Source organism: Enterobacter cloacae complex sp. IR5458 (assembly GCF_049238025.1).
GTDB lineage: Bacteria > Pseudomonadota > Gammaproteobacteria > Enterobacterales > Enterobacteriaceae > Enterobacter > Enterobacter kobei.
This window is the reverse complement of the sequence record NZ_JBMKIF010000029.1, coordinates 24261-46429: the sequence shown is the minus strand read 5'-3', so window position 1 is coordinate 46429 and position 22169 is coordinate 24261. Positions and strand designations below refer to the sequence as shown.

Here is a 22169-nt window from a genome sequence, read left to right as displayed (position 1 = left end):
ACAATTTGAAAACCAGAACCTCGCTTAGGCCTGTGTCCATATTACGTGGGTAGGATCAGTTGTCCTTCACGTTCGCCACCACCTGCTTTTCATCGACGATGGAGGCAATCGGCGTGGAGAGAATATTCAGCGCCACCGACGGGCTAACGTCCGCCGTCCAGTGAAGCTGGAGGGTATGGTCATCCACTTTTTTCAGCTGGCTGGCGATGTTGCTCGCGTCCCAGCCCAGCACGTTGAGGATAAACGCCGGGGATTTGTTCAGCGTCACGGCGCGGGTATACGAGAAGATCACGTCTTCCGGGCGCAGTGGGTTTCCGGAAGCGAATTTCGCATCGGGCTTAAGCTTGATGGTCAAGGTTTTTGCTGCCGCGTCGGCTTCCCAGCTTTCCGCCAGAATCGGGGTGATTTTTTCCGGGTTATCGCGGTCCGGTTGCACCAGACGCTGATACAGGCTCGGTACGGTCTGGATGCTAGAGAGCTCGTTGGCTTCGGCCGGGTCGAGGCTTACGATGTCATCAAGCCCCTGGGCAACCACCAGCGTATTCGGCGGAGTAGCGGCGTGGACTGCGTTTGAGAGCGCGGTCAGCACCAGTAACGGCAACAGTTTTTTTGTCATAGCGATCCCTGAAATAACTCTATTGTGATTGTTTTATGCTCCGCTACGTTAGGTCGACTAAGACATTCCGCAAAGTCGAAATTCAGCTTTGCTTATGCCTTCCGGGAATAACGCATACGCTAAGGCTATTAGAATGCGCTGCTTTTCGTCCGCTTTTTAACCTGCTATAACAAACTCCTTACCTTTCAGGGAGTCACCGCCGTGCCCGAAATCAATCAACATGGTCAAACCGTTAACGATATTGTTCCAGACTGGAAATGCGCCCAGATCTTAACCCGCACCCCACTTACCGGTCAGTATTGCCGACTGGAGCTGCTGGATACCGATCGCCATTCGGCTGATTTATACGAAGCCTACGCGCTGGGTGATGACAGTGACTGGACGTGGCTTGCCAGCACTCAGCCGGAAAGCGTTGAGGCCACTGCGCACTGGGTGCTGGGAAAGGTGATGGATGACGATCTGGTGCCCTTTGCCGTAATCGATTTACGCACTGAACAGGCGGTAGGGCTGGTGAGTTACATGGCGATTGAGCGGTTTCTCGGCTCGGTGGAAATCGGGCATGTCACCTGGTCGCGCAAAATGAAGGGCACGCGTTTGGGTACCGAGGCGGTGTGGCTGCTGCTGAAAAATGCCTTTGAGCATAAGTACCGTCGACTGGAATGGAAATGCGATTCAATGAACATTGCCTCGCGCAATGCGGCGGAGCGGCTGGGTTTTGTCTGGGAAGGTCGCCTGCGTCAGAAACTTGTGCGCAAAGGGCGTAATCGCGACAGCGATATGCTCTCCATTATTGATGGCGAATGGCCGCAAAGAAACGCAGAGCTGTGCGCCTGGCTGGCTGCGGAGAATTTTGACGCAGAAGGGCGGCAGATTCAGCGGCTTGAGGCATTTCGGTTATAAGTCTTGTATGTAGGGTACAGCTGGAACGGATAATTAGTCTGCGGAAATGGCAATTTCAATCAGGTTGGTTTCTCCGGACTGGACACCCATGGCGTGGCCTGGACCGCTGGCGGTATGCAAATTGATAAAGCCCGTTTTGCCGAGGCTTTGGCATAGCCGTCGGCAATGGCAACCACGCTGCTCTTCTGGAGTGCCAAATATATTTTCTATGTCTTCTCTTTCCAGAAGTTCAAGGAAAATATCGGCACCCGTCCGCATATTTCAATCTGATATAGACGTTAATGATTTAATCATGATGACACCTCATTTAGCGTTATTTAAGGCATGCTAAAATTCTTCCTGCGTCGGACGAACCACAATTTCATTAATATCAACGTCGCCAGGCTGTTCAATGGCAAATAAAACGGCTCGGGCAATGGCGTCAGCCGGAATAGCCTGCTTATAGAATTCGTGCAAAAACGCCAGGCTGTCTTTATCAGAACTGCCGAACTGCAGTTCGCTTTCGACGGCGCCGGGGGAAATAAGCGTCGTGCGGATAGTTTTCCCCACCTCCTGACGTAACCCTTCGCTCAGGGCGCGAACGGCAAATTTAGTGGCGCTGTAAACGACGCCGCCGGGGGCAAGCACTTTGATACCCGCAACGGAAGCCACGTTAATAAAGTGTCCGCTACCCTGACGCTGGAACACCGGTAACGCCGCGGCAATGCCGTACAGCACGCCCTTCAGGTTAGTATCAATCATCTTGTCCCACTCGTCGGTTTTGCGCTCGCTGAGGGGGGCTATCGCCATGTAACCGGCGTTATTGATCAATACGTCCACGCGCTGGTAGGCCGTCACAGCGGCATCGATGGCGGCCTGAACCTCTTCCTGACGGGTGACATCGGCCTTCACGGCAATCGCCTTGCCGCCCTGCTGGATAATCTGATCCACCAGGGCATTAATCCTGTCGAGGCGGCGCGCCACCAGCACCAGCGAAAAGGCCTTATTCGCTAAATACAGGGCAATGGCCTGACCGATGCCGCTGCTGGCGCCGGTGATAACGACAACGTTGTTTGCACTGTTATTCATGATCTTATCTCGCTGTTGAGTAATGCAAAAAATAAAAGGCAGGGAGGTGTTAATGAATAATGACAAATTCATTAACGCGGATTTTTGATATATTGTGTATCGGAAATAAAATGATGGCTGTTTAAAACTTAATGGAGTGTGGAAGAGTCTGTCAATATCATATTTTTAATATTTAAACGGATTGCATGCCTAACGTTTATTTCTTATATGTAAGCGAGAATAATATAAAAAGAAATGGGGTGACGCTGGAGGCCCTGCGAACAAGGCCTAAGGATTAGATTTTGCCACTATAAAGCACCGGGCCTGTTGGCAAGCCTGTGGGTGATCCGCCCTCTGGTTCAAGGCTTATCGCTATCGTGGCGCCAGGAGGAAGCGTTGTGTTCCTGAGGGTCACCTTCGTCGGTATGCTGCTATGCAGCAATCCCAGCGAGACAGGGTTCTGTCCGGTCGGAATCAGCCAAAGCTGCAGGCTGTGCTGCGCCGGGACGGCGGCAGGTCCGAGAGGAGCAATACTCAGCTGCTGACGGCGGCTGTCCGCACTCACGACCCACTGCCCGTGCTGTTGGGCATCGTTGAGCACCATCAGCGGTGCGAGCGTCGGCGCGCGGGTGGAATACCACGTCACGACGCTAAAGGCGGCAAGACCGGCTGCCACCATCCAGCCGAGGTAAGGTCGATGGTTGCGCAACGGTTGTTTAGACGGCAGTTCGAGGGCAATTTTTTTCCACACCGACTCAGGGGGAGGAATGGGGACAAGATGGCTATCGAGCGTGCTGAGCATTTCCTGCCAGTACGCTACGCGGGCGGCCAGAGCGGGCTCATTGGCAAGCCTTTTCTGGAACTGAAGCCGCGCGCCTCCCCGCAGGGTGCCGAGGGCATATTCTGCTGCCAGCATGTCGTCGCGTTTTTCTGCGTTATTCATAGCCCCACACACTCCCGGAGATGATCCATTGCGCGACGTATCCAGCTTTTCACTGAGCCCACAGGCTGCTGGAGCCAGTCGGCAATATCGCTGTGAGACATCCCCTGATAGTAGGCGAGCGTAATGCTCTGGCGCTGCTCGCTACTCAAATGTTCGAGACAATGCCTGAGCCGTTCTGCCTGCACATCGTCGTGCCAGTTGTTCTGCTCGTCATTCTCGCTCGGCAGAAGCGCGTCGGTATACGGCGTCTCGCGGTCGGCTGCCCGGGTTTGCCCGCAACGCAGCCAGTCAATACAGCGGTTGCGAACAATATGCGTAAGCCAGGTCATCGGGGAACTGAGGGCGGCGTTATAGGTTTCGGCTTTACTCCAGACCGTGAGAAAACAGTCGTGAAGGATCTCTTCTGCCCATGCCCGGTCACGCAACATGCGCAGCGCGACGGCAAACAGATGCGGCGAGGTGAGTCGGTAGAGTTGTTCAAATGCACGGCGATCGCCTTTCGCGACCGCCTGCATTAATTTCTGCTGCTGTTCAGCCAGCGCGTTATCCATGTTTTTCCCGAAAGGCAACGGCACACTTCCGAAGTATAGACAACTACTTAGGCATCAGAACGGTATCAATGACATCGATTACGCCATTTTTTTGATGAACGTCGTAGGTGCTGATGTTTGCCACATTGCCCTGACCATCCTTAAGCTGAATATTGTGCAGGCCGTTGCTCATGATCCACAGCGGCTGACCGTTAACGGTCTTCAGCTCCGCGCGACCACCACCCTGTTTAATTTTCTGCTCCAGCGCTTTCATATCGTAATTACCGGCAACCACGTGATAGGTCAGGATGCTGGTTAGCAGTGCTTTGTTTTCGGGTTTGACCAGGTTATCGACCGTACCGGCGGGTAATTTCGCAAACGCCGCATTGGTCGGCGCAAACACGGTGAACGGTCCTTTGCTCTGTAGCGTATCCACCAGTCCGGCAGCTTTGACAGCGGCCACCAGAGTCGTGTGATCTTTCGAGTTCACGGCGTTTTCAACAATATTTTTGCTCGGGAACATTGCCGCTCCGCCCACCATCACGGTGTCAGACGTCATGGCTGCTGATGCGCCTGCACAGAAGAGTAAAGCGCTGGTTACGAATGCAACACGGGTTAGCTTTTTCATCATCATTCCTCGGATTGGGGAGCAAAGGGGTTGCTCACATACCCATATACGAAGGCAGGGTGGAAAGTGGATGCAGGGAAATGAAAATAAATTTAGGAGACGTTTATTCCCTCTCCCCTGTGGGGAGAGGGTAAGGGTGAGGGGGCACCCTCAGCGGCGAACCGGCGCCCCGTTCGCGACATAATACGCGGCCGTGCTCTTCGCCAGCGGTTCGCGCCCGCGAATGGCGTCTGCAATCTTCTCGCCAATCATGATGGTGGTGGCGTTCAGGTTACCGGTGATGATCTGCGGCATGATCGACGCATCCACCACGCGCAGCCCTTCCAGCCCGTGAACGCGGCCTTCGCCGTCGACAACCGCCATCTCGTCATAGCCCATCTTACAGGTACCGCACGGGTGGAAGGCGGTTTCGGCGTGGTTGCGCACGAACTCGTCCAGCTGTTCGTCGGTCTGGCACTCGACGCCCGGGCTGATCTCGCGACCGCGGTACTTGTCCAGCGCAGGCTGATGCATGATCTCGCGGGTGATACGGATCGCGTCGCGGAACTCCTGCCAGTCCTGTTCGTGGGACATGTAGTTGAACAGGATCGCCGGATGCTGATGCGGATCGCGCGACTTGATGCGCACGTGGCCGCGGCTCGGCGAGCGCATGGAGCCGACGTGGCACTGGAAGCCGTGCTCTTTTACCGCATTCGAACCGTTGTAGTTAATCGCCACCGGCAGGAAGTGGTACTGAATGTTCGGCCACGCGAACTCCTCGCGGCTGCGGATAAACCCGCCCGCTTCGAAGTGGTTGCTCGCCCCCACGCCGGTGCCGCCAAACAGCCACTCGGCGCCAATCTTCGGCTGGTTCCACCACTGCAGGGCAGGGTAGAGGGAGACCGGCTCTTTGCATTCGTACTGGAGGTACATCTCCAGGTGATCCTGCAGGTTTTCGCCCACGCCGGGCAGGTCGTGCACCAGCGGGATATCGAACTGCTTCAGCAGCTCCGCGCTGCCCACGCCGGAACGCTGGAGGATCTGCGGGGAGGCAATGGCGCCTGCGCTCAGCAGCACCTCTTTGTTCGCCGTCGCTTTCGACGGAATCGTGCTTTCGCCTTCCAGCCACTCGACGCCCACCGCGCGCTTGCCTTCAAAGAGGATGCGGTCGGTCATGGCGTGGGTACGGATGGTCAGGTTCGGGCGTTGCTTTGCCTGGTCCAGATAGCCGCGCGCGGTGCTGGCGCGTCGGCCCTTCGGCGTGACCGTGCGGTCCATCGGGCCGAAGCCTTCCTGCTGGTAGCCGTTGAGATCGTCCGTGCGCGGGTAGCCCGCCTGCACGCCCGCTTCCACCATCGCCTCAAACAGCGGGTTCACGCCCGGTTTGGAGGTGGTAACGCTCACCGGACCGTCGCCGCCGTGGTAGTCGTTCGGGCCTACGTCGCGCGTCTCTGCCTTGCGGTAGTACGGCAGGCAGTTGAGATAGCTCCAGTGCTCCAGACCCGGCTCTTTCGCCCAGTGGTCCAGATCCATCGCGTTACCGCGGATGTAGCACATGCCGTTGATCAGCGACGAACCGCCCAGCCCTTTACCGCGCCCGCACTCCATGCGGCGGTTGTTCATAAACGGCTCTGGCTCGGTTTCATACGCCCAGTTGTAGCGCTTGCCCTGCAGCGGGAACGCCAGCGCGGCAGGCATTTGAGTGCGGAAGTCAAAGCGGTAATCCGGTCCGCCCGCCTCAAGCAGCAGCACGATGGTATTCGGATCTTCAGTCAGTCGTGTTGCCAGTACGTTGCCGGCAGAGCCGGCGCCGATAATGATGTAGTCAAATTGCAAATAAACCTCCCGGTTAAAATATGGACTGGAATTTACCCATCTCAACCTGGATGGACTTCACCTGGGTGTAGCTCTGCAGCGTCATAACGCCGTTCTCGCGGCCAATGCCGGAGTGTTTGTAACCGCCCACCGGCATCTCTGCGGCGGATTCACCCCAGGTGTTGATCCAGCAGATGCCCGCTTCGAGCTGATGAATCGCGCCGTGGGCGCGGTTCAGATCGGCAGTGACGATACCCGCCGCCAGTCCGTAGTCGGTATCGTTGGCGCGGCGAATCGCTTCTTCATCGGTTTCATAGGTGAGGATGGACATCACCGGGCCGAAGATCTCTTCGCGCACGATGGTCATCTCGTCGGTGCAGTCGGTGAACACGGTCGGGGCCACCCACGCGCCGTTATCAAACCCTTCGCCCTTCAGCACGTCGCCGCCGCACAGCACGCGCGCGCCTTCTTCTTTACCTTTGGCGATGTAGCGCAGCACGCTGTTGCGGTGCGGGAAGCTGACCATTGGGCCAAAGTTGGTTTTCACATCGAACAGATCGCCCGCGCGGATGCGGCTCACGCGCTCAACGATTTTCTGCTCAAACGCGGCCTTAAATTTCGCGGGCACGAACACGCGGGTGCCGTTGGTGCAGACCTGACCGGAGCTGAAGAAGTTGGCCATCATGGCGATGTCTGCCGCCAGATCCAGATCCGCATCGTCGAAAACAATCAGCGGCGATTTGCCGCCCAGCTCCATCGTCACCTCTTTTAGGGACGAGGCCGCCGAGTTGGCCATCACCTTTTTGCCGCTGGCAACGCCGCCGGTAAAGGAGACCTTCGCGATGCCCGGATGCTCGGTCAGGTACTGGCCGGTCTCCGCGCCTACGCCTGGCAGGACGTTAAACACGCCGTCCGGCAGACCCGCTTCGGTATAGATTTCGGCAAGCTTGAGGGCGGTGAGCGGCGTCACTTCGCTCGGCTTGAAGATCATCGCGTTGCCCGCCGCCAGCGCCGGGGCCGATTTCCACAGGGCGATCTGGATCGGGTAGTTCCACGCGCCGATGCCCGCCACCACGCCCAGTGGCTCGCGGCGGGTGTAGACGAATGAGGTGTCGCGCAGCGGGATCTGGCTGCCTTCCAGCGCCGGGATCAGCCCTGCGTAATACTCCAGCACGTCCGCGCCGGTGACGATGTCTACGGTCGAGGTTTCGGAATACGCTTTACCGGTATCGAGGGTTTCCAGCTTCGCCAGCGCGTCGTTACGCTCGCGCAGGATATCCACGGCGCGACGCAGGATGCGTGAGCGCTCCATGGCGGTCATCGCCGCCCAGATTTTTTGCCCGCGTGTTGCGCTTTCCACGGCGCGGTCGACGTCTTCACGCCCGGCGGCCTGAACGCTCGCCAGGACTTCACCGTTGGCCGGGTTGATGGTCTCGAAGGTGCGACCGCTGGTGGCGGGTGTATAACCACCATTGATATAAAGCTGCTGTTCTGCCATTCGGGACATACTCTCTCCTCGGTTATTCGGTCGGTAAATGCTGGCTGATAAAGTGGCTGGTGAGCGACTGGGCCAGCGTTTTATCCAGCGGTTTGCCGCTCAGTGCGGCACGCAGCCAAAGCCCGTCGATCAGTGCCGCCAGCCCGTAGCCCGCTTCCTGCGCCTGCTCGCGCGGCAGTTCGCGGCGGAACTCGTACACCAGGTTCGACAGCAGGCGGCGGCTGCTGACCTGCTGCAGACGGTAGAGCATCGGCTGGTGCATGCTGCTCGCCCAGAAGGCCAGCCAGGCTTTCATTGCCGCGCTGCTGATCTGGGTTTCATCAAAATTGCCGCCGACAATCGCCTGTAATCGCTGCTCCGCGCTGCCGTCCGGCAGGGCGTGCAAGCGGCTTAATACCGCATCGCGCAACTGCCCGGTGATGTCGCGCATGGTCGCTTCCAGCAGACCGTTTTTGTCTTTGAAATAGTGACTGATTATCCCCGTGGAAACGCCCGCCCGACGGGCGATCTGTGCGATGGTTGCGTCGTGCATTCCCACTTCATTTATTGCTTCCAGCGTGGCGTTAATAAGCTGCCTGCGCCGGATCGGCTGCATCCCCACTTTGGGCATTGTTGCCACTCCATTCATCAGCGTTGGTAATACATTAAAGCGTTTTTTGATTGGACGTTCAATATAAAATGTGTCTTAATTGTTGCGGATTTGGATTTTAATAGTTACAAAAACAGTGGGGATACTGGATGACAGACCTTTCACAAGACAGAGAAAAAGACAAAATCAACCCGGTCGTTTTTTATACTTCCGCCGGGCTGATTTTGTTGTTTTCCCTGACGACGATCTTCTTTCGTGATTTTTCCGCCGAGTGGATTGGGCACACGCTGAACTGGGTGTCGAAGACCTTTGGCTGGTACTATCTTCTGGCGGCGACGCTCTATATTGTCTTCGTGGTTTGCATCGCCTGCTCGCGCTTCGGTTCGGTGAAGCTTGGGCCAGAGCAGTCCAAGCCCGAGTTCAGCCTGCTGAGCTGGGCCGCAATGCTGTTTGCTGCGGGTATCGGCATCGACCTGATGTTCTTCTCCGTAGCTGAACCGGTCACGCAGTATATGCAGCCGCCGGAAGGGGCAGGGCAGACGATGGAGGCCGCGCGCCAGGCGATGGTCTGGACGCTGTTCCACTACGGCCTGACAGGCTGGTCGATGTATGCCCTGATGGGGATGGCGCTCGGATACTTTAGCTATCGTTATAATTTGCCCCTCACTATCCGCTCTGCGCTGTACCCGATTTTTGGCAAAAAAATTAACGGGCCGATTGGTCACACCGTTGATATCGCAGCGGTGATTGGCACCATCTTCGGCATCGCGACCACGCTCGGTATCGGCGTGGTGCAGCTCAACTACGGGCTAAGCGTGCTGTTTGATATTCCGGATTCAATGGCGGCGAAAGCGGCGCTGATTGCGCTCTCCGTGATTATCGCCACCATCTCGGTGACCTCCGGCGTGGACAAGGGCATCCGCGTGCTCTCCGAGCTGAACGTCGCGCTGGCGCTGGGCCTGATCCTGTTCGTGCTGTTTATGGGGGACACCTCGTTCCTGCTCAATGCCTTAGTGCTGAACGTGGGCGACTACGTGAACCGCTTTATGGGGATGACGCTCAATAGCTTCGCCTTCGACCGTCCGGTGGAGTGGATGAATAACTGGACGCTGTTCTTCTGGGCGTGGTGGGTAGCGTGGTCTCCGTTTGTCGGCCTGTTCCTGGCGCGAATTTCGCGCGGGCGCACCATTCGCCAGTTCGTGATGGGCACGCTGATTATCCCGTTCACCTTTACCCTGCTGTGGCTGTCGATTTTCGGCAACAGCGCGCTGCACGAGATCATCCACGGCAATGCCGGTTTTGCTCAGGAAGCGATGGCGCACCCGGAGCGCGGCTTCTACAGCCTGCTGGCGCAGTACCCGGCATTTACCTTTAGCGCCTCCGTGGCGACCATCACCGGGCTGCTGTTCTACGTCACCTCAGCGGACTCCGGCGCGCTGGTGCTGGGCAACTTCACCTCGAAGCTGAAGGACATCAACAGCGACGCGCCGAACTGGCTGCGCATCTTCTGGTCGGTCGCCATCGGTCTTCTGACGCTCGGCATGCTGATGACCAACGGTATTTCGGCGCTGCAGAACACGACGGTGATCATGGGCCTGCCGTTTAGCTTCGTCATCTTCTTCGTGATGGCCGGGCTGTATAAATCGCTCAAAGTGGAAGACTACCGCCGCGTCAGCGCCAGCCGTGATACCGCGCCGCGTCCGATGGGCGCGCAGGACAGGCTGAGCTGGAAAAAGCGCTTGTCGCGCCTGATGAACTACCCGGGCACGCGCTACACCAAACAGATGATGGAGACGGTCTGCTTCCCGGCGATGGAGGAAGTCGCACAGGAGTTGCGCCTGCGGGGTGCCTACGTGGAGCTGAAAAATCTGCCGCCGGATGAAGGCGAAAACCTGGGGCACCTGGATCTGCTGGTGCACATGGGCGACGAGCAAAACTTCGTCTACCAGATCTGGCCGCAGCAGTATTCCGTGCCCGGGTTTACCTACCGGGCGCGCAGCGGGAAATCGACCTACTATCGGCTGGAAACCTTCCTGCTGGAAGGTAGCCAGGGGAACGACCTGATGGACTACAGCAAGGAGCAGGTGATTACGGACATTCTGGACCAGTACGAGCGCCACCTGAACTTTATCCATCTGCACAGGGAAGCGCCGGGGAATAGCGTGATGTTCCCGGATACCTGATTTCCTTCAAACGTCTTCCGATGATCTACGGGCAAGGTTGTTAGCAAACCTTGCCCTTTTTTTTGCCTGCATGAAGCCGTGACCATTATTGTTAATTTGCGACGAGAAAATTGATCTGGGAACGGTTAATAACTCAAGTTTTTGATTTTATTTATTTAAATGTGATTTTTGGAATTGCTTGGACTGTTTTGAATGTAAAGAATGTTCAGTATTTGTCAGCTTTCACTTGGGAAAATCGCAAAAGATGTCACGAAAAATCCTAATTTAACCCTATTAAGACTAGGTTTAACAGGGGTGGGATATCCTTGTAACTTATTGATTATAAATAAATGTTTATTTTTTGTGGGTTTTATTGCTAATTGTTCGTTAATTTTAGATAAATATATTGATGTGAAATTTTTGTTTCTTTGTGCGGCAATGAAAAACATAAATGAAACATTTGTGTTTTTAAACTTAAAAAATCAAATTAAGTGGTTTTTTATATCGCATTTAATATTTTTTACAGTGTTTTGCTTTGATAAATTAGTCTCATTGTCACATTTTCTTCATTTTAATAACATTTCAGTGCATCAGATGAACACCGAAACCCTTTCGAATGGAGAAGACGCCGACATGGAAATGAGAATGATAAACTTCTAAGGAGTCTTTGTGCCTTTTGTCTCTGACGAGCTTCTGTATGGATACACGATTTTTCATCATCTTGAGTACCGGCTTTCAACCAGAACGCTTATCAATATCAAGAATGGACGTATTAAAAGATTCGGCATGACGAAAGCAAGACTGTTCGAGTATCTCCTGGCGGGGATGGATAACGAAATTGTCTACGATAATGACATCATCATACACGTGTTTGATGATTATGGACTACGGTGCTCGAAATCCTATTTGTTGTCCATGATGAAGAAAATCCAGAACGCATTTAATACCGTGGGCTTTGAACGATATCCTTTTACCAGAATCTATGGGAAAGCGTACAAAATCGACTGCGGTTCGTTAGAACGGATATATAGGTTGTAAAACCTCCTTCACATTGACGATGATAAATTTCATAAGGAATGAGTTTTGACGGTGCTATTAGTTTTTTCAAGAAACTTTGCCATGAGGCAGGCAATTAAAACATTGAACTCAGCCAATAGAGAAATATTTTATTTTGACAATCGGCTGGAGTTCTTAGTAAGCGCGACCATTCTGGATAAATCTTACATTCTCATCGATACAATAGGAGAAAGTAGCGAGAATATCCGATGGCTCTATTATCGCCTTGCGGCGAGGGGATTAATGCGCCTTACCTATTTTATTGCGCCAGAGAACAATGCGGAGAACGGCTTTTTAAAATTCTTCCGCCTTGTTACTACGCTTAAGGATCTCAAGCAGCTGTGCGAGCGCGCCTCTAAACATCGGGCGAATGAAAACCCCTGCGTATTAAAAGACGTGCTGTATCAGAGGCTGTCGACGCGACTGTCGGACGACCATTTGAACTTTCTCCTGAAAATTTATGATAAATCGACGAGCCAGTGCCGAATTAAAAATAAATACGAAATTAACAAAAATTACTATGTTAGAAGTCGACTGGCGTTAGGCAATGGTCTGGAGATGAAACAACTTATTTTACTTTTATCATCGCAAAGCCTGAGATGCTCATAACGATATAACGTCTATTTATTGGCTTAAACGAACATAAATTTAGCGGTCCAGTTCCGCTCTTCCTGCGCAACAGTGAACGTTGCGCAGATACCTTCAATCCTAAGGATATATAGCTATGCAAATGAAGTTAAACAGTGTCATTCGAAATATGGTTATGGCAGCAGCCGTTTCTGGAATAACCTTTGCCGCCAGTGCAGCCGATGGACAGATCAACTTTACAGGCACCATTCTGGATTCTGCCTGTACGATTGATACCAATACGGCGAACCAGACCGTTAACCTTGGTAAAATTCCAAAGAGCTCGTTCAACGCGGCCGGGGCCGTTGCTGCCGCAACCCGCTTTAGCATTGTGTTGAATAACTGCCCTGCGGCCGTCACCTCTGCCTCCGTTAAGTTTGACGGCACGGCGGACAGCAGCGACACCAATATTCTTGCGCTGAACAGCGGTCAAACGGCTAAAGGCGTCGGTGTGGCGTTCTATGAAGAAGATGGCATCACCGCAATCCCGCTGGCGACCCAGTCTAAGAGCATCACGCTTGACACCAGCACAGGCGAAGATCCTGCTAACAGCAACAAAATGACCTTCGTGGCGAAATATAAGGCAACGCAGGCTGCCGTAGTTGCGGGTACGGCAAACGCAACGTCAGATTTTACCATTACCTATCAGTAATAAGCCGGGCGTACCCAGGGTACGCCCCATTTTTTCCTGCTGGAATATCGGGGAAGTATGATGAGTCAACTTATTCGAACGATTGTATTATTAGGCACTTGCCTACTCTCCCTGCCGGGCCAGGCCAGCATAACCGTTGGCGGAACGCGCTTAATTTATAATGGAGCTGAAAACGAAGCCTCACTCCCTGTGAGTAACAGTAAGGATGCTGTCCCCTATTTAATTCAGTCATGGATTGAATTAAGCGAAAACTCGAAGGAGCAGGTTCCTTTTATCGTCACGCCACCGCTGTTCCGCCTCGACGGTGGTCATGAAAATACGCTGCGGGTCATTTATACCGGCGAGACGTCGCTGCCTGAAAACCGAGAGTCTGTATTTTGGCTTAACGTAAAATCAATTCCCTCAATGACCCGGTCAGATGAGAACAGGCTGCTTATTGCCGTTAAGACGCGCATGAAGCTTTTCTACCGGCCTGCGGCTCTGGCGTCGGAAAATGCGGGTGAGGCATGGACGCGATTGACGTTTGAACCGCGCGGCGAACGCCTGGTGATTAATAATCCGACGCCGTTCTACGTTTCTCTTTATTCATTAACGGTTGGCAATAAAACGATCGCGCCGCCGCCAATGATTTCCCCCTTGAGTTCCGTAACGGTCGCCGGCAGTGGAAAGCAGGTGGCGTGGAAAGCCATAAATGATTTTGGTGGCGTAACGACAGAAAAGCGCCAGATGCTGAAATAAAAAATATTAACAACACGCTATGTCACTCGCGCAGGTAAGCAAAGTGAATATTGTTTCTTATTCCCGATATGGTTTTTTCTCTGGCTCGTGGCCTCACCGCGTAAGTCGACTCTCGACGATAGCGCTTTTTATTTCGGGCGTTTTTCCCGCGGGCGCGGGCGAACTCTATTTTATGGCTGATGCGCTTGAAAAAATACACTCGACTTCCCAGGGCATCGATCTGGGCCGCTTCGAGCGCGGAGAGCAGTTACCCGGCACCTACAGGGTAGAAATTTGGCTTAATGAAAATTATATCCGAACGGAAAATATCTCTTTTGTTCCTGTAAACGGCATCGGGCTGGCGCCGGAACTTAACCGCAGAGAGCTTGAGTCGCTCGGCGTCAGGGTTAAAGCATTTCCTGAATTAGCCATGCTGCCGGTCGAGACGATTATTACCGACCCCGGCGCATTCATACCGGACGCTACCGCCCGGCTGGATTTTGACAGGCAGAGGCTGGACATCTCTATCCCGCAATCGGCGCTCAACGCGCGCGCGCGCGGCACCGTTGATCCGTCGCTCTGGAACCAGGGCATTTCTGCGCTGCTGGTCAATTACAGCATCAACGGGTCGCGCAGCTGGTGCCGGGACGGTGAGACGCAGGATCAGCTTTATACCAACCTGCAAAGCGGTATTAACGCGGGGCCGTGGCGCCTGCGCAACTACAGCACCGTGACCAAGAACAACGGGAAACAGTCGTTTTCGTCGCTGAATACGACCCTGAGCCGCGACGTCCAGTTTTTGAGGGGGCAGTTCCAGGTGGGGGAAACCAGTACCCCGGGCGACGTGTTTGACAGCGTGATGTTTCGCGGTGCGCAGATTTTTTCTGATGACACCATGCTGCCGGAGAGCATGCGCGGCTTCGCTCCTGTCATTCGAGGGATCGCCCGCACCAACGCCACGGTCACCGTGAAGCAAAACGGCTACACGGTTTATCAAACTTACGTGGCGCCCGGCAGCTTTGAAATTCGCGATCTCTATCCTACCTCGGCGAGCGGCGATCTGGACATTGTCGTCACCGAAGCCGACGGCAGCGTCCAGCATTTCGTGCAGCCATTCTCTGCGGTTCCCGTCATGCTGCGGGAAGGCCGCGTGAAGTATGCGCTGAGCGCAGGGGAGTATCGAACAACGAAGCATGGCGCGGAAACCCCCTCATTTGGGCTGGGCACGCTGGCCTATGGCCTCTCCAATCATCTCACGCTGTACGGTGGCGTTTTGGGGGCGAGCAACTATGCGTCTGGCGTGCTCGGTACGGGTCTCAGCTTTGGCGACATTGGCTCGCTGTCGGCTGACGTTACTGTTGCCGACAGCCAGCTTGATGATGAGAAAAAACGCCGCAGCCGCGGGCAGTCCTATCGCGTGCAGTATTCGAAAACGGTGGCCACGACCGCTACCACCGTGACGCTCGCCAGCTATCGCTACTCTACGGAAGGGTTTTATACCTTCCAGGAAGTGAATGAATTTAGCAGCCAGCGCTACAACAAGCGAAGCCGACTGCAGCTCAACCTCAGCCAGTCGCTGCAGAGCTGGGGAAACTTTTATATTTCGGCCTATCAGCAGGACTACTGGAGCAAGCGAGGCTATGAGCGCAACGTCAGCACCGGCTTTAACACCAGTATCAGCGACATCAACTACTCGCTCGGCTACACCTACAGTGAAACGCCGGGCAAAAACCGTAAGGACCAGATTCTGGCCTTTAGCCTGCAGGTGCCGCTGAGCAAATGGCTACCGCAAAGCTGGGCCAGCTACAGCGTGAATATGCAAAAGAACGGTCCTGAAACGCATCAGGTGGGGCTGAGCGGCACCGCGCTTGCCGATAACAACCTGAGCTACCTGGTCCAGCAGGGCTATACCTCGTCGGGCGGGGAGTCGAGAAGCGCCGTGAGTGGAACCTATAAGGGCGGCTACGGCACCGTGAGCGCGGGTTACAACCATAGCCGACAGAATAGCCAGCTGAACTTCGGCCTGCAGGGGGGGATCGTGGGTCATGAACACGGCGTGACCTTCTCGCAGCCGCTGGGAGATACCGTTGTGCTGCTGGAGGCGCAGGGCGCGCCCGGCGTAAGGGTACGCAACAACCCCGGCGTTAGAACGGACTGGCGCGGCTACGCGGTGGTGCCCTATGCCAGCGCCTACCAGGAAAACCGGATTGCGATAGACACCGGCTCGCTGGGACCGGACGTGGATGTGGCCGAATCCGTGGTCAACGTTGTGCCGACGCGCGGTGCCGTGGTGCGCGCCACATTCAACGCGCGAACGGGGTACAGGGCCTTGATAACGCTCCTGTATCAAAACTCGCCGGTGCCCTTTGGCGCAATGGTAAAGCTTAACGAAAGCGACACGATGAGCATTGTGGGAAGCGATGGCGAGGTTTATATGAGCGGCCTGAATGATGGGGACACTATCACTGTAAGGTGGGGGGCGAAAACCTGCCGCGCCAAAATAACCTTGAACGCCTTACCGGGGAAAATTCAGCGTACCACCGCGGCATGCCGTTAAATTTCTCATGGCCTCGATGCGCATGATGACTTTGGCGAGAGAAGGCCTAAGCCTCACCTAAATGAAGGAACATATGATGTCTACCGTAATGAAAATCGCGACGGCTGCAGTGGGAAGCGCTATATCTCTGAATGCTTTTGCGCTGTGTTCTGCAAACGACGTCGCGGTGAACGTAGATCGGAATATTGTCGTTCAGCGGGATGCGCCCGTTGGAACGGTTTTAGCGACGATAACCACCGTTAACCCCATGACGTGCGATCCTGAGGGCCAGCAAATTGGATATGATGGCTCGTGGTTTATTCAGCTCTCGGGGACGAATGCGGATTATGGCGCCTCGCCGCTGGCCAACGTGCGGGCGACGGAGGTTCCGGGCATCGGCATCCGCTGGAAGAACTTTTCCAGCACCACGCAAAGCAGCGAGTTTGTCACCCGGATGAATCTCAATAATGCGAGCTGGAGGCGAGGGATCCTCCAGAATGGTGTATCAACGTTCACGGATACCTTCGAGCTGATTAAAACCAGCACTACCCCCGCGACGGGCTCAATACCGGCGCTGACGCTAAATATGGAATACAGCACGCCGGTCAGTAATAATATTAAACGCCTGCCGCTTTATAAATATATCTTTTCGCCGATGAACATCAGCACTGCATCCTGTCAGATTCAGGATAAAAATTTGAATATCAATATGGGGATTGCGCTGTTGCCGAAGTTTAACGGCGTGGGCAGCACCCAGAATCCGGTAACGTTTTCCATCCCGCTTATTTGTGGTGAACAGACCGCGGTGAATGTAACGCTGGATAACGTCAGCCCGCTTGCCGATGCTGCCAACGGCGTCCTGGGGTTAAACAGTAGCTCGACGGCAAAAGGCCTGGGCATTCAGCTGAAATATAATGATGCGCCGGTACAGTTCGGCAAGTTAATTAAATACGGCACGACCACCTCGCCGGGGGAGGTGGTGAATATTCCCTTCAAGGCCGCGTATTACATGACTTCAGCGAATGCGCGGTCAGGCTCGGTGAGCGCCACGGCGTCCTTCACCCTGACCTACCGCTAGCACATTATTCGCGGCGATAAGCGAAAGGGGGCCATCTGGCCCCCTTTACCCCTGTCTGAACGTTGTGCTTATTTCCCCAGCAGCTCCCTGCGCACAATTTCTGCCCCCGCGCTCAGCGTGGCCAGCTTGCCGCGCGTTCCAGTCGCTCACCTCGTCAAAGAAGACGTTAAACGCGGTTCGTCGAACTGGATAATGTCCACGCCCGCCGCCTCAAGCTCTTTCGCCTCCTGGTTAAGGATGCGGGCAAACTCCCAGGCCAGCCTTTCGCATCTTCAACGAAGACCGGCTTCAGGCGCGATAGCGCACCTACCACCGCCGGCACGCTCGCGTCATAGCGATTGCGGATTTTCACCACTTCGCGCTTCTCAAAATCCACGCCGTTCAGGTGTTCAATAAAGGGGGGGGCGAAGTGCTGGCGCGTCCTGCTGGTATTCAGCGCCTAACGCAGGTTTTGCTGACGGCTTTCTCCGCGCGCTAAATTCGCAAAGTTGGTGGTAATACGCGTTTTTTGAAGGGGTTATAGTCTCATCGAAACGAATGCTTTTTAAGGTGAAGACAAAAGGTTTTGTCATCGTAAAGGGCGGGGCGGCGGCACAAGTTTCGCGCAGCGTCACCCGTCGCGCCAAAATCAATAATGATAACTATTTTCATTTGATTATAGCCTGTGCTATACAATATAGCTAAGGCTAATTTCGGTATATTTTTAACCACTTCAGGAGAGTTCTGCGATGTACCTACTGCAAGGATTGAAGCGTCTGTTGTTCAGCTCGCTGCTACTGACCGCGGCCACCACGGGCGCGCAGGCGGCTGAAAAATTCCAGGTCATCACGACCTTTACCGTTATCGCTGATATGGCGAAAAACGTGGCGGGGGACGCCGCAGAAGTCACTTCCATCACCAAACCGGGCGCTGAAATCCATGAGTATCAGCCGACGCCCGGCGACATCAAGCGCGCCCAGAAGGCGCAGCTGATCCTGGCCAACGGCATGAACCTTGAGCTGTGGTTCCAGCGGTTTTATCAGCATCTGAACGGCGTGCCGGAAGTGATTGTCACCAAAGGCATTACGCCGATGGGGATCGGGGAAGGGCCGTATAACGGCAAACCCAACCCGCACGCGTGGATGTCTCCGGATAACGCCCTGATTTACGTCGATAACATTCGTGACGCGTTGGTGAAGTACGACCCGGCGAATGCGCAGACCTATCAGCGCAACGCTGAAGCCTATAAGCAGAAGATCACCGCTACCCTCGAACCGCTGCGTAAGCAGGTTGCGGAGATCCCGGAAGATAAACGCTGGATGGTCACCAGTGAAGGGGCGTTCTCCTATCTGGCGCGGGATCTGGGCCTGAAAGAGCTTTACCTGTGGCCGATCAACGCCGATCAGCAGGGCACGCCTCAGCAGGTGCGCAAGGTTATCGATCTGGTGAAAAAACATCGCATTCCGGCGGTGTTCAGCGAAAGTACCGTCTCCGATAAACCCGCGCGCCAGGTGGCACGGGAAACCGATACCCATTACGGCGGCGTGCTGTATGTCGACTCCCTGAGCGCAGAAAACGGCCCGGTGCCGACCTATATCGATCTGTTGAACGTCACGACCCGCACGCTGGTGCAGGGCATCCGTGACGGCATGAAGGAGTAACCATGCAGAAGGGGATTGTCGTAACCGATTTGACCGTGACCTACCGTAACGGTCATACCGCATTGCGTGATGCCTCGTTCAGCGTGCCGGGCGGTTCGATTGCCGCACTGGTCGGCGTGAACGGTTCCGGCAAATCTACGCTGTTTAAGGCGGTGATGGGCTTTGTACGGGCGGCAAGCGGCACGATCACTATTCTGGGATTACCGCCTCACCGGGCGCTCCGTCAGAACCTGGTCGCCTACGTGCCGCAGTCGGAAGAGGTTGACTGGTCGTTCCCGGTGCTGGTGGAAGACGTGGTGATGATGGGCCGCTACGGACATATGGGTTTTTTGCGTCGGCCAAAAGCGCTGGATCGGCAGATCGTCACCGACGCTCTGAAACGGGTGGATATGCTTGAGCTGCGCCATCGGCAGATTGGCGAGCTCTCCGGCGGGCAAAAGAAACGCGTGTTTCTGGCGCGGGCGATTGCCCAGCAGGGCGAGGTGATCCTGCTCGACGAGCCGTTTACCGGCGTGGACGTTAAAACTGAAGCCAGAATTATCATCCTGCTGCGGGAACTGCGCGATGAGGGCAAAACCATGCTGGTATCGACCCACAATTTAGGCTCCGTCTCCGAGTTTTGCGATTACACGGTCATGGTCAAAGGTACCGTGCTGGCAAGCGGCCCGACGGAAACCACCTTTACCGCCGAAAATCTGGAGCGCGCCTTCAGCGGCGTGCTGCGCCACGTGGTGCTCAGCGGCTCTGAAGATCGCATTATTACCGACGATGAACGCCCCTTCGTGACGCACCGTCAGGAGGTAAAATGAGCGTACTTCTGGAACCCTTCGGCTACGAGTACATGCTGAACGCGATGTGGGTTTCGGCGATGGTGGGCGGGCTGTGCGCGTTTCTCTCGTGCTATCTGATGCTAAAAGGCTGGTCGCTGATTGGCGATGCGCTCTCGCACTCCATCGTACCGGGCGTGGCGGGAGCCTACATGCTCGGGCTGCCGTTTTCGCTGGGGGCGTTCCTGTCGGGCGGGCTGGCGGCGGGCAGCATGCTGTTTCTCAACCAGCGCAGCCGCCTGAAAGAGGACGCCATCATCGGGCTGATCTTCTCCTCCTTTTTCGGCCTCGGACTGTTTATGGTCTCACTCAACCCGACCTCGGTGAATATTCAGACTATCGTCCTCGGGAATATCCTCGCCATTGCCCCGGAAGACATCGTCCAGCTGGCGATTATCGGCGTGGTGTCGATGCTTGTTCTGCTGTTCAAATGGAAAGATTTGATGGTGACCTTTTTTGATGAGAACCACGCCCGCGCCATCGGTCTGCGTCCTGAACGTCTGAAGATCCTTTTCTTTACCCTGCTGGCGGTTTCCACCGTGGCTGCGCTGCAAACCGTCGGCGCATTTCTGGTGATCTGTCTGGTGGTCACGCCCGGCGCGACCGCGTGGCTGCTGACCGATCGCTTCCCGCGACTGCTGATGATTGCCGTTGCCATGGGTAGCATTACCAGCTTCCTCGGCGCGTGGGCGAGCTATTATCTCGACGGCGCGACCGGCGGCATTATCGTGGTCGCCCAGACGCTGCTGTTCCTGCTGGCGTTAGTCTTTGCGCCGAAGCACGGGCTGCTCGCCAGCCGCCGCCGGGCGCGTCAGGCGCAGGAGGTCCACCCATGATCGCGCTGCTCCTTGAACCCTTCCAGTTTGCGTTTATGAACAACGCGCTGCTGATTTCACTGCTGGTCGCCGTGCCCTGCGCGCTGCTGTCGGTTTTTCTGGTGCTCAAGGGCTGGGCGCTGATGGGCGACGCCATGAGCCATGCGGTGTTTCCCGGCGTCGTGCTGGCCTGGATGATGGGGCTGCCGCTGGCGCTGGGCGCATTCATTGCCGGTCTGTTCTGCGCGGTCGCCACCGGATACCTGAAAGACAATAGCCACATCAAGCAGGATACGGTTATGGGGATCGTCTTTTCCGGCATGTTCGGTGCCGGGTTGATCCTCTACATCGCCGTCAAACCCGAGGTGCATCTCGACCATATTCTGTTCGGCGATATGCTGGGTATTAACGGGATGGACATTCTGCAAAGCGGGATTGTGGCGGGACTGATTGCGCTGGTGATTGGCCTGAAGTGGCGGGACTTTTTGCTGTTCTGCTTTGATTATCAGCAGGCGCAGGCGAGCGGGTTGCGCACTCGCTGGCTGCACTATGGATTACTGTGCATGGTTTCGCTGACCATCGTGGCGACGCTGAAAGCGGTGGGGATTATTCTGTCGATTTCGTTGCTTATTGCGCCCGGCGCGGTGGCGGTGCTGATCACCCGGCGCTTCCACATGGCGCTGCTGGTGGCGGTAGCCGTTTCCGCGCTCGTGTCCGTAAGCGGCGTCTATGCGTCATTTTATCTCGACAGCGCGCCTGCCCCGACCATCGTCGTGCTGTTCGCGGTCGTGTTTATCGTGACGTTTGTGGTCACCAGCGTGAAGGCCCGTCGACAGGAGAGTGTGACAGCAGGGTGATCGCCTGTTCGCCGTGCTGTTGCCAGTGAACGGTAAAGGCGGTGCCTTCGGGATAGCCCGCGCGCTGGCAGGTCAATGCCAGCGTAAGCGTCTTATCGACGAGCTGCGTGACGCGGGCGCTGTCAAAACCCATCCAGGCCTGCACCTGCGGAAAGAGGGCTTTGAACAGGCTCTCTTTGGCGCTAAACACCAGCGTCAGGGCGAGGGCGAACGGGTAACCCGAGCGGGAAAGGACGCTCTCTTCCTGCGCATCAATAATGCCGTCTTTGATTTCCCGTGCTTCGTTTTCGGGGAGGATCGTTTCGCAATCAATGCCGATAAGCGCAGGGTGGTCGTGCGTAACGACAGCCATCGCCTGCGTGCCGCTGTGGGTGATGCTGCCGGAAACACCCTGTGGCCAGCGCGGTTCCCCGCTGGGGCCGATGCCGGGTACGGTGTTTCCCGGTAAGGCGTGCGCGGCGGCGATGCGCCCGGCAAGATGCTCGGCTTTGCGTTTGCGTCCGGCGTTTGAAAGCTCTGCGTGATGGGGAAGCCAGAGGAGATCGGCGTCGGTAAAAGTGGTGGGGTCGAAGGTGACCCGGTGAACGGTGCGGTCGGCGAGAATGAACGTGCTGTGGGTTGCGTGCATGGTTTCCCCTCACCCTGACCCTCTCCCCG

Annotated in this window: 20 protein-coding genes and 3 pseudogenes; 11 read left to right on the top strand and 12 right to left on the bottom strand. The window is 55.5% G+C overall.

The features are described from left to right. Positions 1 to 58: 58 nt before the first annotated feature. A pseudogene (locus ACOTYN_RS20270) lies at positions 59 to 616 on the bottom strand (ABC transporter substrate-binding protein); the annotation flags it as partial. A 201-nt stretch (positions 617 to 817) separates the two neighbouring features. On the opposite strand from ACOTYN_RS20270, the gene ACOTYN_RS20265 reads away from it, so the two are divergent. Beyond that, complete coding sequence (locus ACOTYN_RS20265; protein ID WP_071922507.1) at positions 818 to 1516, top strand: GNAT family N-acetyltransferase; 699 nt, start codon at positions 818 to 820, stop codon at positions 1514 to 1516. A gap of 33 nt (positions 1517 to 1549) precedes the next feature. Here the strand turns inward: ACOTYN_RS20265 and ACOTYN_RS20260 are convergent, their stop codons facing one another. From ACOTYN_RS20260 to betI, 8 genes are all read right to left on the bottom strand, one after another. Continuing rightward, the gene (locus ACOTYN_RS20260) at positions 1550 to 1774 is read right to left on the bottom strand and encodes a hypothetical protein (protein ID WP_240498846.1); all 225 of its coding nucleotides are present in this window, start codon (positions 1772 to 1774) and stop codon (positions 1550 to 1552) included. Between the two features lie 69 nt (positions 1775 to 1843). Then, positions 1844 to 2584, bottom strand: coding sequence for an SDR family oxidoreductase (locus tag ACOTYN_RS20255; RefSeq protein WP_047626533.1), 741 nt, complete (start codon positions 2582 to 2584; stop codon positions 1844 to 1846). 274 nt (positions 2585 to 2858) lie between these two features. Next, a complete protein-coding gene (locus ACOTYN_RS20250; protein WP_047027606.1) occupies positions 2859 to 3506 on the bottom strand; it encodes an anti-sigma factor in 648 nt (215 codons plus the stop codon). Continuing rightward, a complete protein-coding gene (locus ACOTYN_RS20245) occupies positions 3503 to 4057 on the bottom strand; it encodes an RNA polymerase sigma factor (RefSeq protein WP_023332333.1) in 555 nt (184 codons plus the stop codon). The genes ACOTYN_RS20250 and ACOTYN_RS20245 overlap by 4 nt, the downstream gene beginning before the upstream one ends. A 43-nt stretch (positions 4058 to 4100) precedes the next feature. Next, positions 4101 to 4664 (bottom strand): fasciclin domain-containing protein, encoded by a 564-nt coding sequence (locus ACOTYN_RS20240; protein ID WP_014882930.1) that lies wholly within the window; start codon positions 4662 to 4664, stop codon positions 4101 to 4103. Positions 4665 to 4814: 150 nt separating this feature from the next. Next, positions 4815 to 6479, bottom strand: coding sequence for a choline dehydrogenase (betA, locus tag ACOTYN_RS20235; RefSeq protein WP_332958755.1), 1665 nt, complete (start codon positions 6477 to 6479; stop codon positions 4815 to 4817). Positions 6480 to 6492: 13 nt separating this feature from the next. Beyond that, positions 6493 to 7965: a betaine-aldehyde dehydrogenase gene (gene betB / locus ACOTYN_RS20230; RefSeq protein WP_047626532.1), complete on the bottom strand. Its 1473-nt coding sequence runs from the start codon at positions 7963 to 7965 to the stop codon at positions 6493 to 6495. Positions 7966 to 7978: 13 nt separating this feature from the next. After that, positions 7979 to 8566: a transcriptional regulator BetI gene (gene betI, locus ACOTYN_RS20225; protein ID WP_014882933.1), complete on the bottom strand. Its 588-nt coding sequence runs from the start codon at positions 8564 to 8566 to the stop codon at positions 7979 to 7981. 128 nt (positions 8567 to 8694) lie between these two features. Here betI and betT point away from each other — a divergent pair, with 128 nt between their 5' ends. The 6 genes from betT to ACOTYN_RS20195 all read left to right on the top strand — a co-directional run bounded on the left by betT (position 8695) and on the right by ACOTYN_RS20195 (position 17373). Next, positions 8695 to 10728, top strand: coding sequence for a choline BCCT transporter BetT (gene betT / locus ACOTYN_RS20220; protein ID WP_023332337.1), 2034 nt, complete (start codon positions 8695 to 8697; stop codon positions 10726 to 10728). 1068 nt (positions 10729 to 11796) lie between these two features. Next, positions 11797 to 12372, top strand: a complete 576-nt coding sequence (locus ACOTYN_RS20215; protein WP_230278590.1) for a hypothetical protein — start codon at positions 11797 to 11799, stop codon at positions 12370 to 12372. 115 nt (positions 12373 to 12487) lie between these two features. Beyond that, positions 12488 to 13042, top strand: coding sequence for a fimbrial protein (locus ACOTYN_RS20210; RefSeq protein ID WP_045281639.1), 555 nt, complete (start codon positions 12488 to 12490; stop codon positions 13040 to 13042). A 60-nt stretch (positions 13043 to 13102) separates the two neighbouring features. Beyond that, on the top strand, positions 13103 to 13780 hold the full coding sequence (locus tag ACOTYN_RS20205) for a fimbrial biogenesis chaperone (RefSeq protein WP_023332342.1): 678 nt from the start codon (positions 13103 to 13105) through the stop codon (positions 13778 to 13780). A 172-nt stretch (positions 13781 to 13952) separates the two neighbouring features. Beyond that, positions 13953 to 16316, top strand: coding sequence for a fimbria/pilus outer membrane usher protein (locus ACOTYN_RS20200; protein WP_332958748.1), 2364 nt, complete (start codon positions 13953 to 13955; stop codon positions 16314 to 16316). 76 nt (positions 16317 to 16392) lie between these two features. Continuing rightward, entirely contained in the window at positions 16393 to 17373 is a 981-nt protein-coding gene (locus tag ACOTYN_RS20195) for a fimbrial protein (protein ID WP_023332344.1), read from the top strand. A 105-nt stretch (positions 17374 to 17478) separates the two neighbouring features. Here ACOTYN_RS20195 and ACOTYN_RS20190 read toward each other — a convergent pair. Then, a pseudogene (locus ACOTYN_RS20190) lies at positions 17479 to 17797 on the bottom strand (methionine synthase); the annotation flags it as partial. Positions 17798 to 17815: 18 nt separating this feature from the next. After that, a pseudogene (locus ACOTYN_RS20185) lies at positions 17816 to 17945 on the bottom strand (putative oxygenase MesX); the annotation flags it as partial. Between the two features lie 156 nt (positions 17946 to 18101). On the opposite strand from ACOTYN_RS20185, the gene ACOTYN_RS20180 reads away from it, so the two are divergent. From ACOTYN_RS20180 to ACOTYN_RS20165, 4 genes are read left to right on the top strand one after another with little or no spacing between them, the layout of a single operon-like run. Continuing rightward, a complete protein-coding gene (locus ACOTYN_RS20180; protein WP_047626528.1) occupies positions 18102 to 19013 on the top strand; it encodes a metal ABC transporter substrate-binding protein in 912 nt (303 codons plus the stop codon). 2 nt (positions 19014 to 19015) lie between these two features. Further along, positions 19016 to 19822 carry an iron/manganese ABC transporter ATP-binding protein SitB gene (gene sitB, locus ACOTYN_RS20175; protein ID WP_047626527.1) on the top strand — a complete coding sequence of 269 codons (807 nt, stop codon included), beginning with the start codon at positions 19016 to 19018 and terminating at the stop codon, positions 19820 to 19822. Further along, on the top strand, positions 19819 to 20676 hold the full coding sequence (gene sitC, locus ACOTYN_RS20170; RefSeq protein ID WP_071922503.1) for an iron/manganese ABC transporter permease subunit SitC: 858 nt from the start codon (positions 19819 to 19821) through the stop codon (positions 20674 to 20676). The genes sitB and sitC overlap by 4 nt, the downstream gene beginning before the upstream one ends. Continuing rightward, the gene (locus ACOTYN_RS20165) at positions 20673 to 21512 is read left to right on the top strand and encodes a metal ABC transporter permease (protein WP_071922502.1); all 840 of its coding nucleotides are present in this window, start codon (positions 20673 to 20675) and stop codon (positions 21510 to 21512) included. Before sitC ends, ACOTYN_RS20165 begins: the two co-directional genes overlap by 4 nt. Here ACOTYN_RS20165 and entD read toward each other — a convergent pair. Further along, a complete protein-coding gene (entD, locus tag ACOTYN_RS20160; protein ID WP_071922501.1) occupies positions 21466 to 22140 on the bottom strand; it encodes an enterobactin synthase subunit EntD in 675 nt (224 codons plus the stop codon). The genes ACOTYN_RS20165 and entD overlap by 47 nt on opposite strands. Between the last annotated feature and the right edge of the window lie 29 nt (positions 22141 to 22169).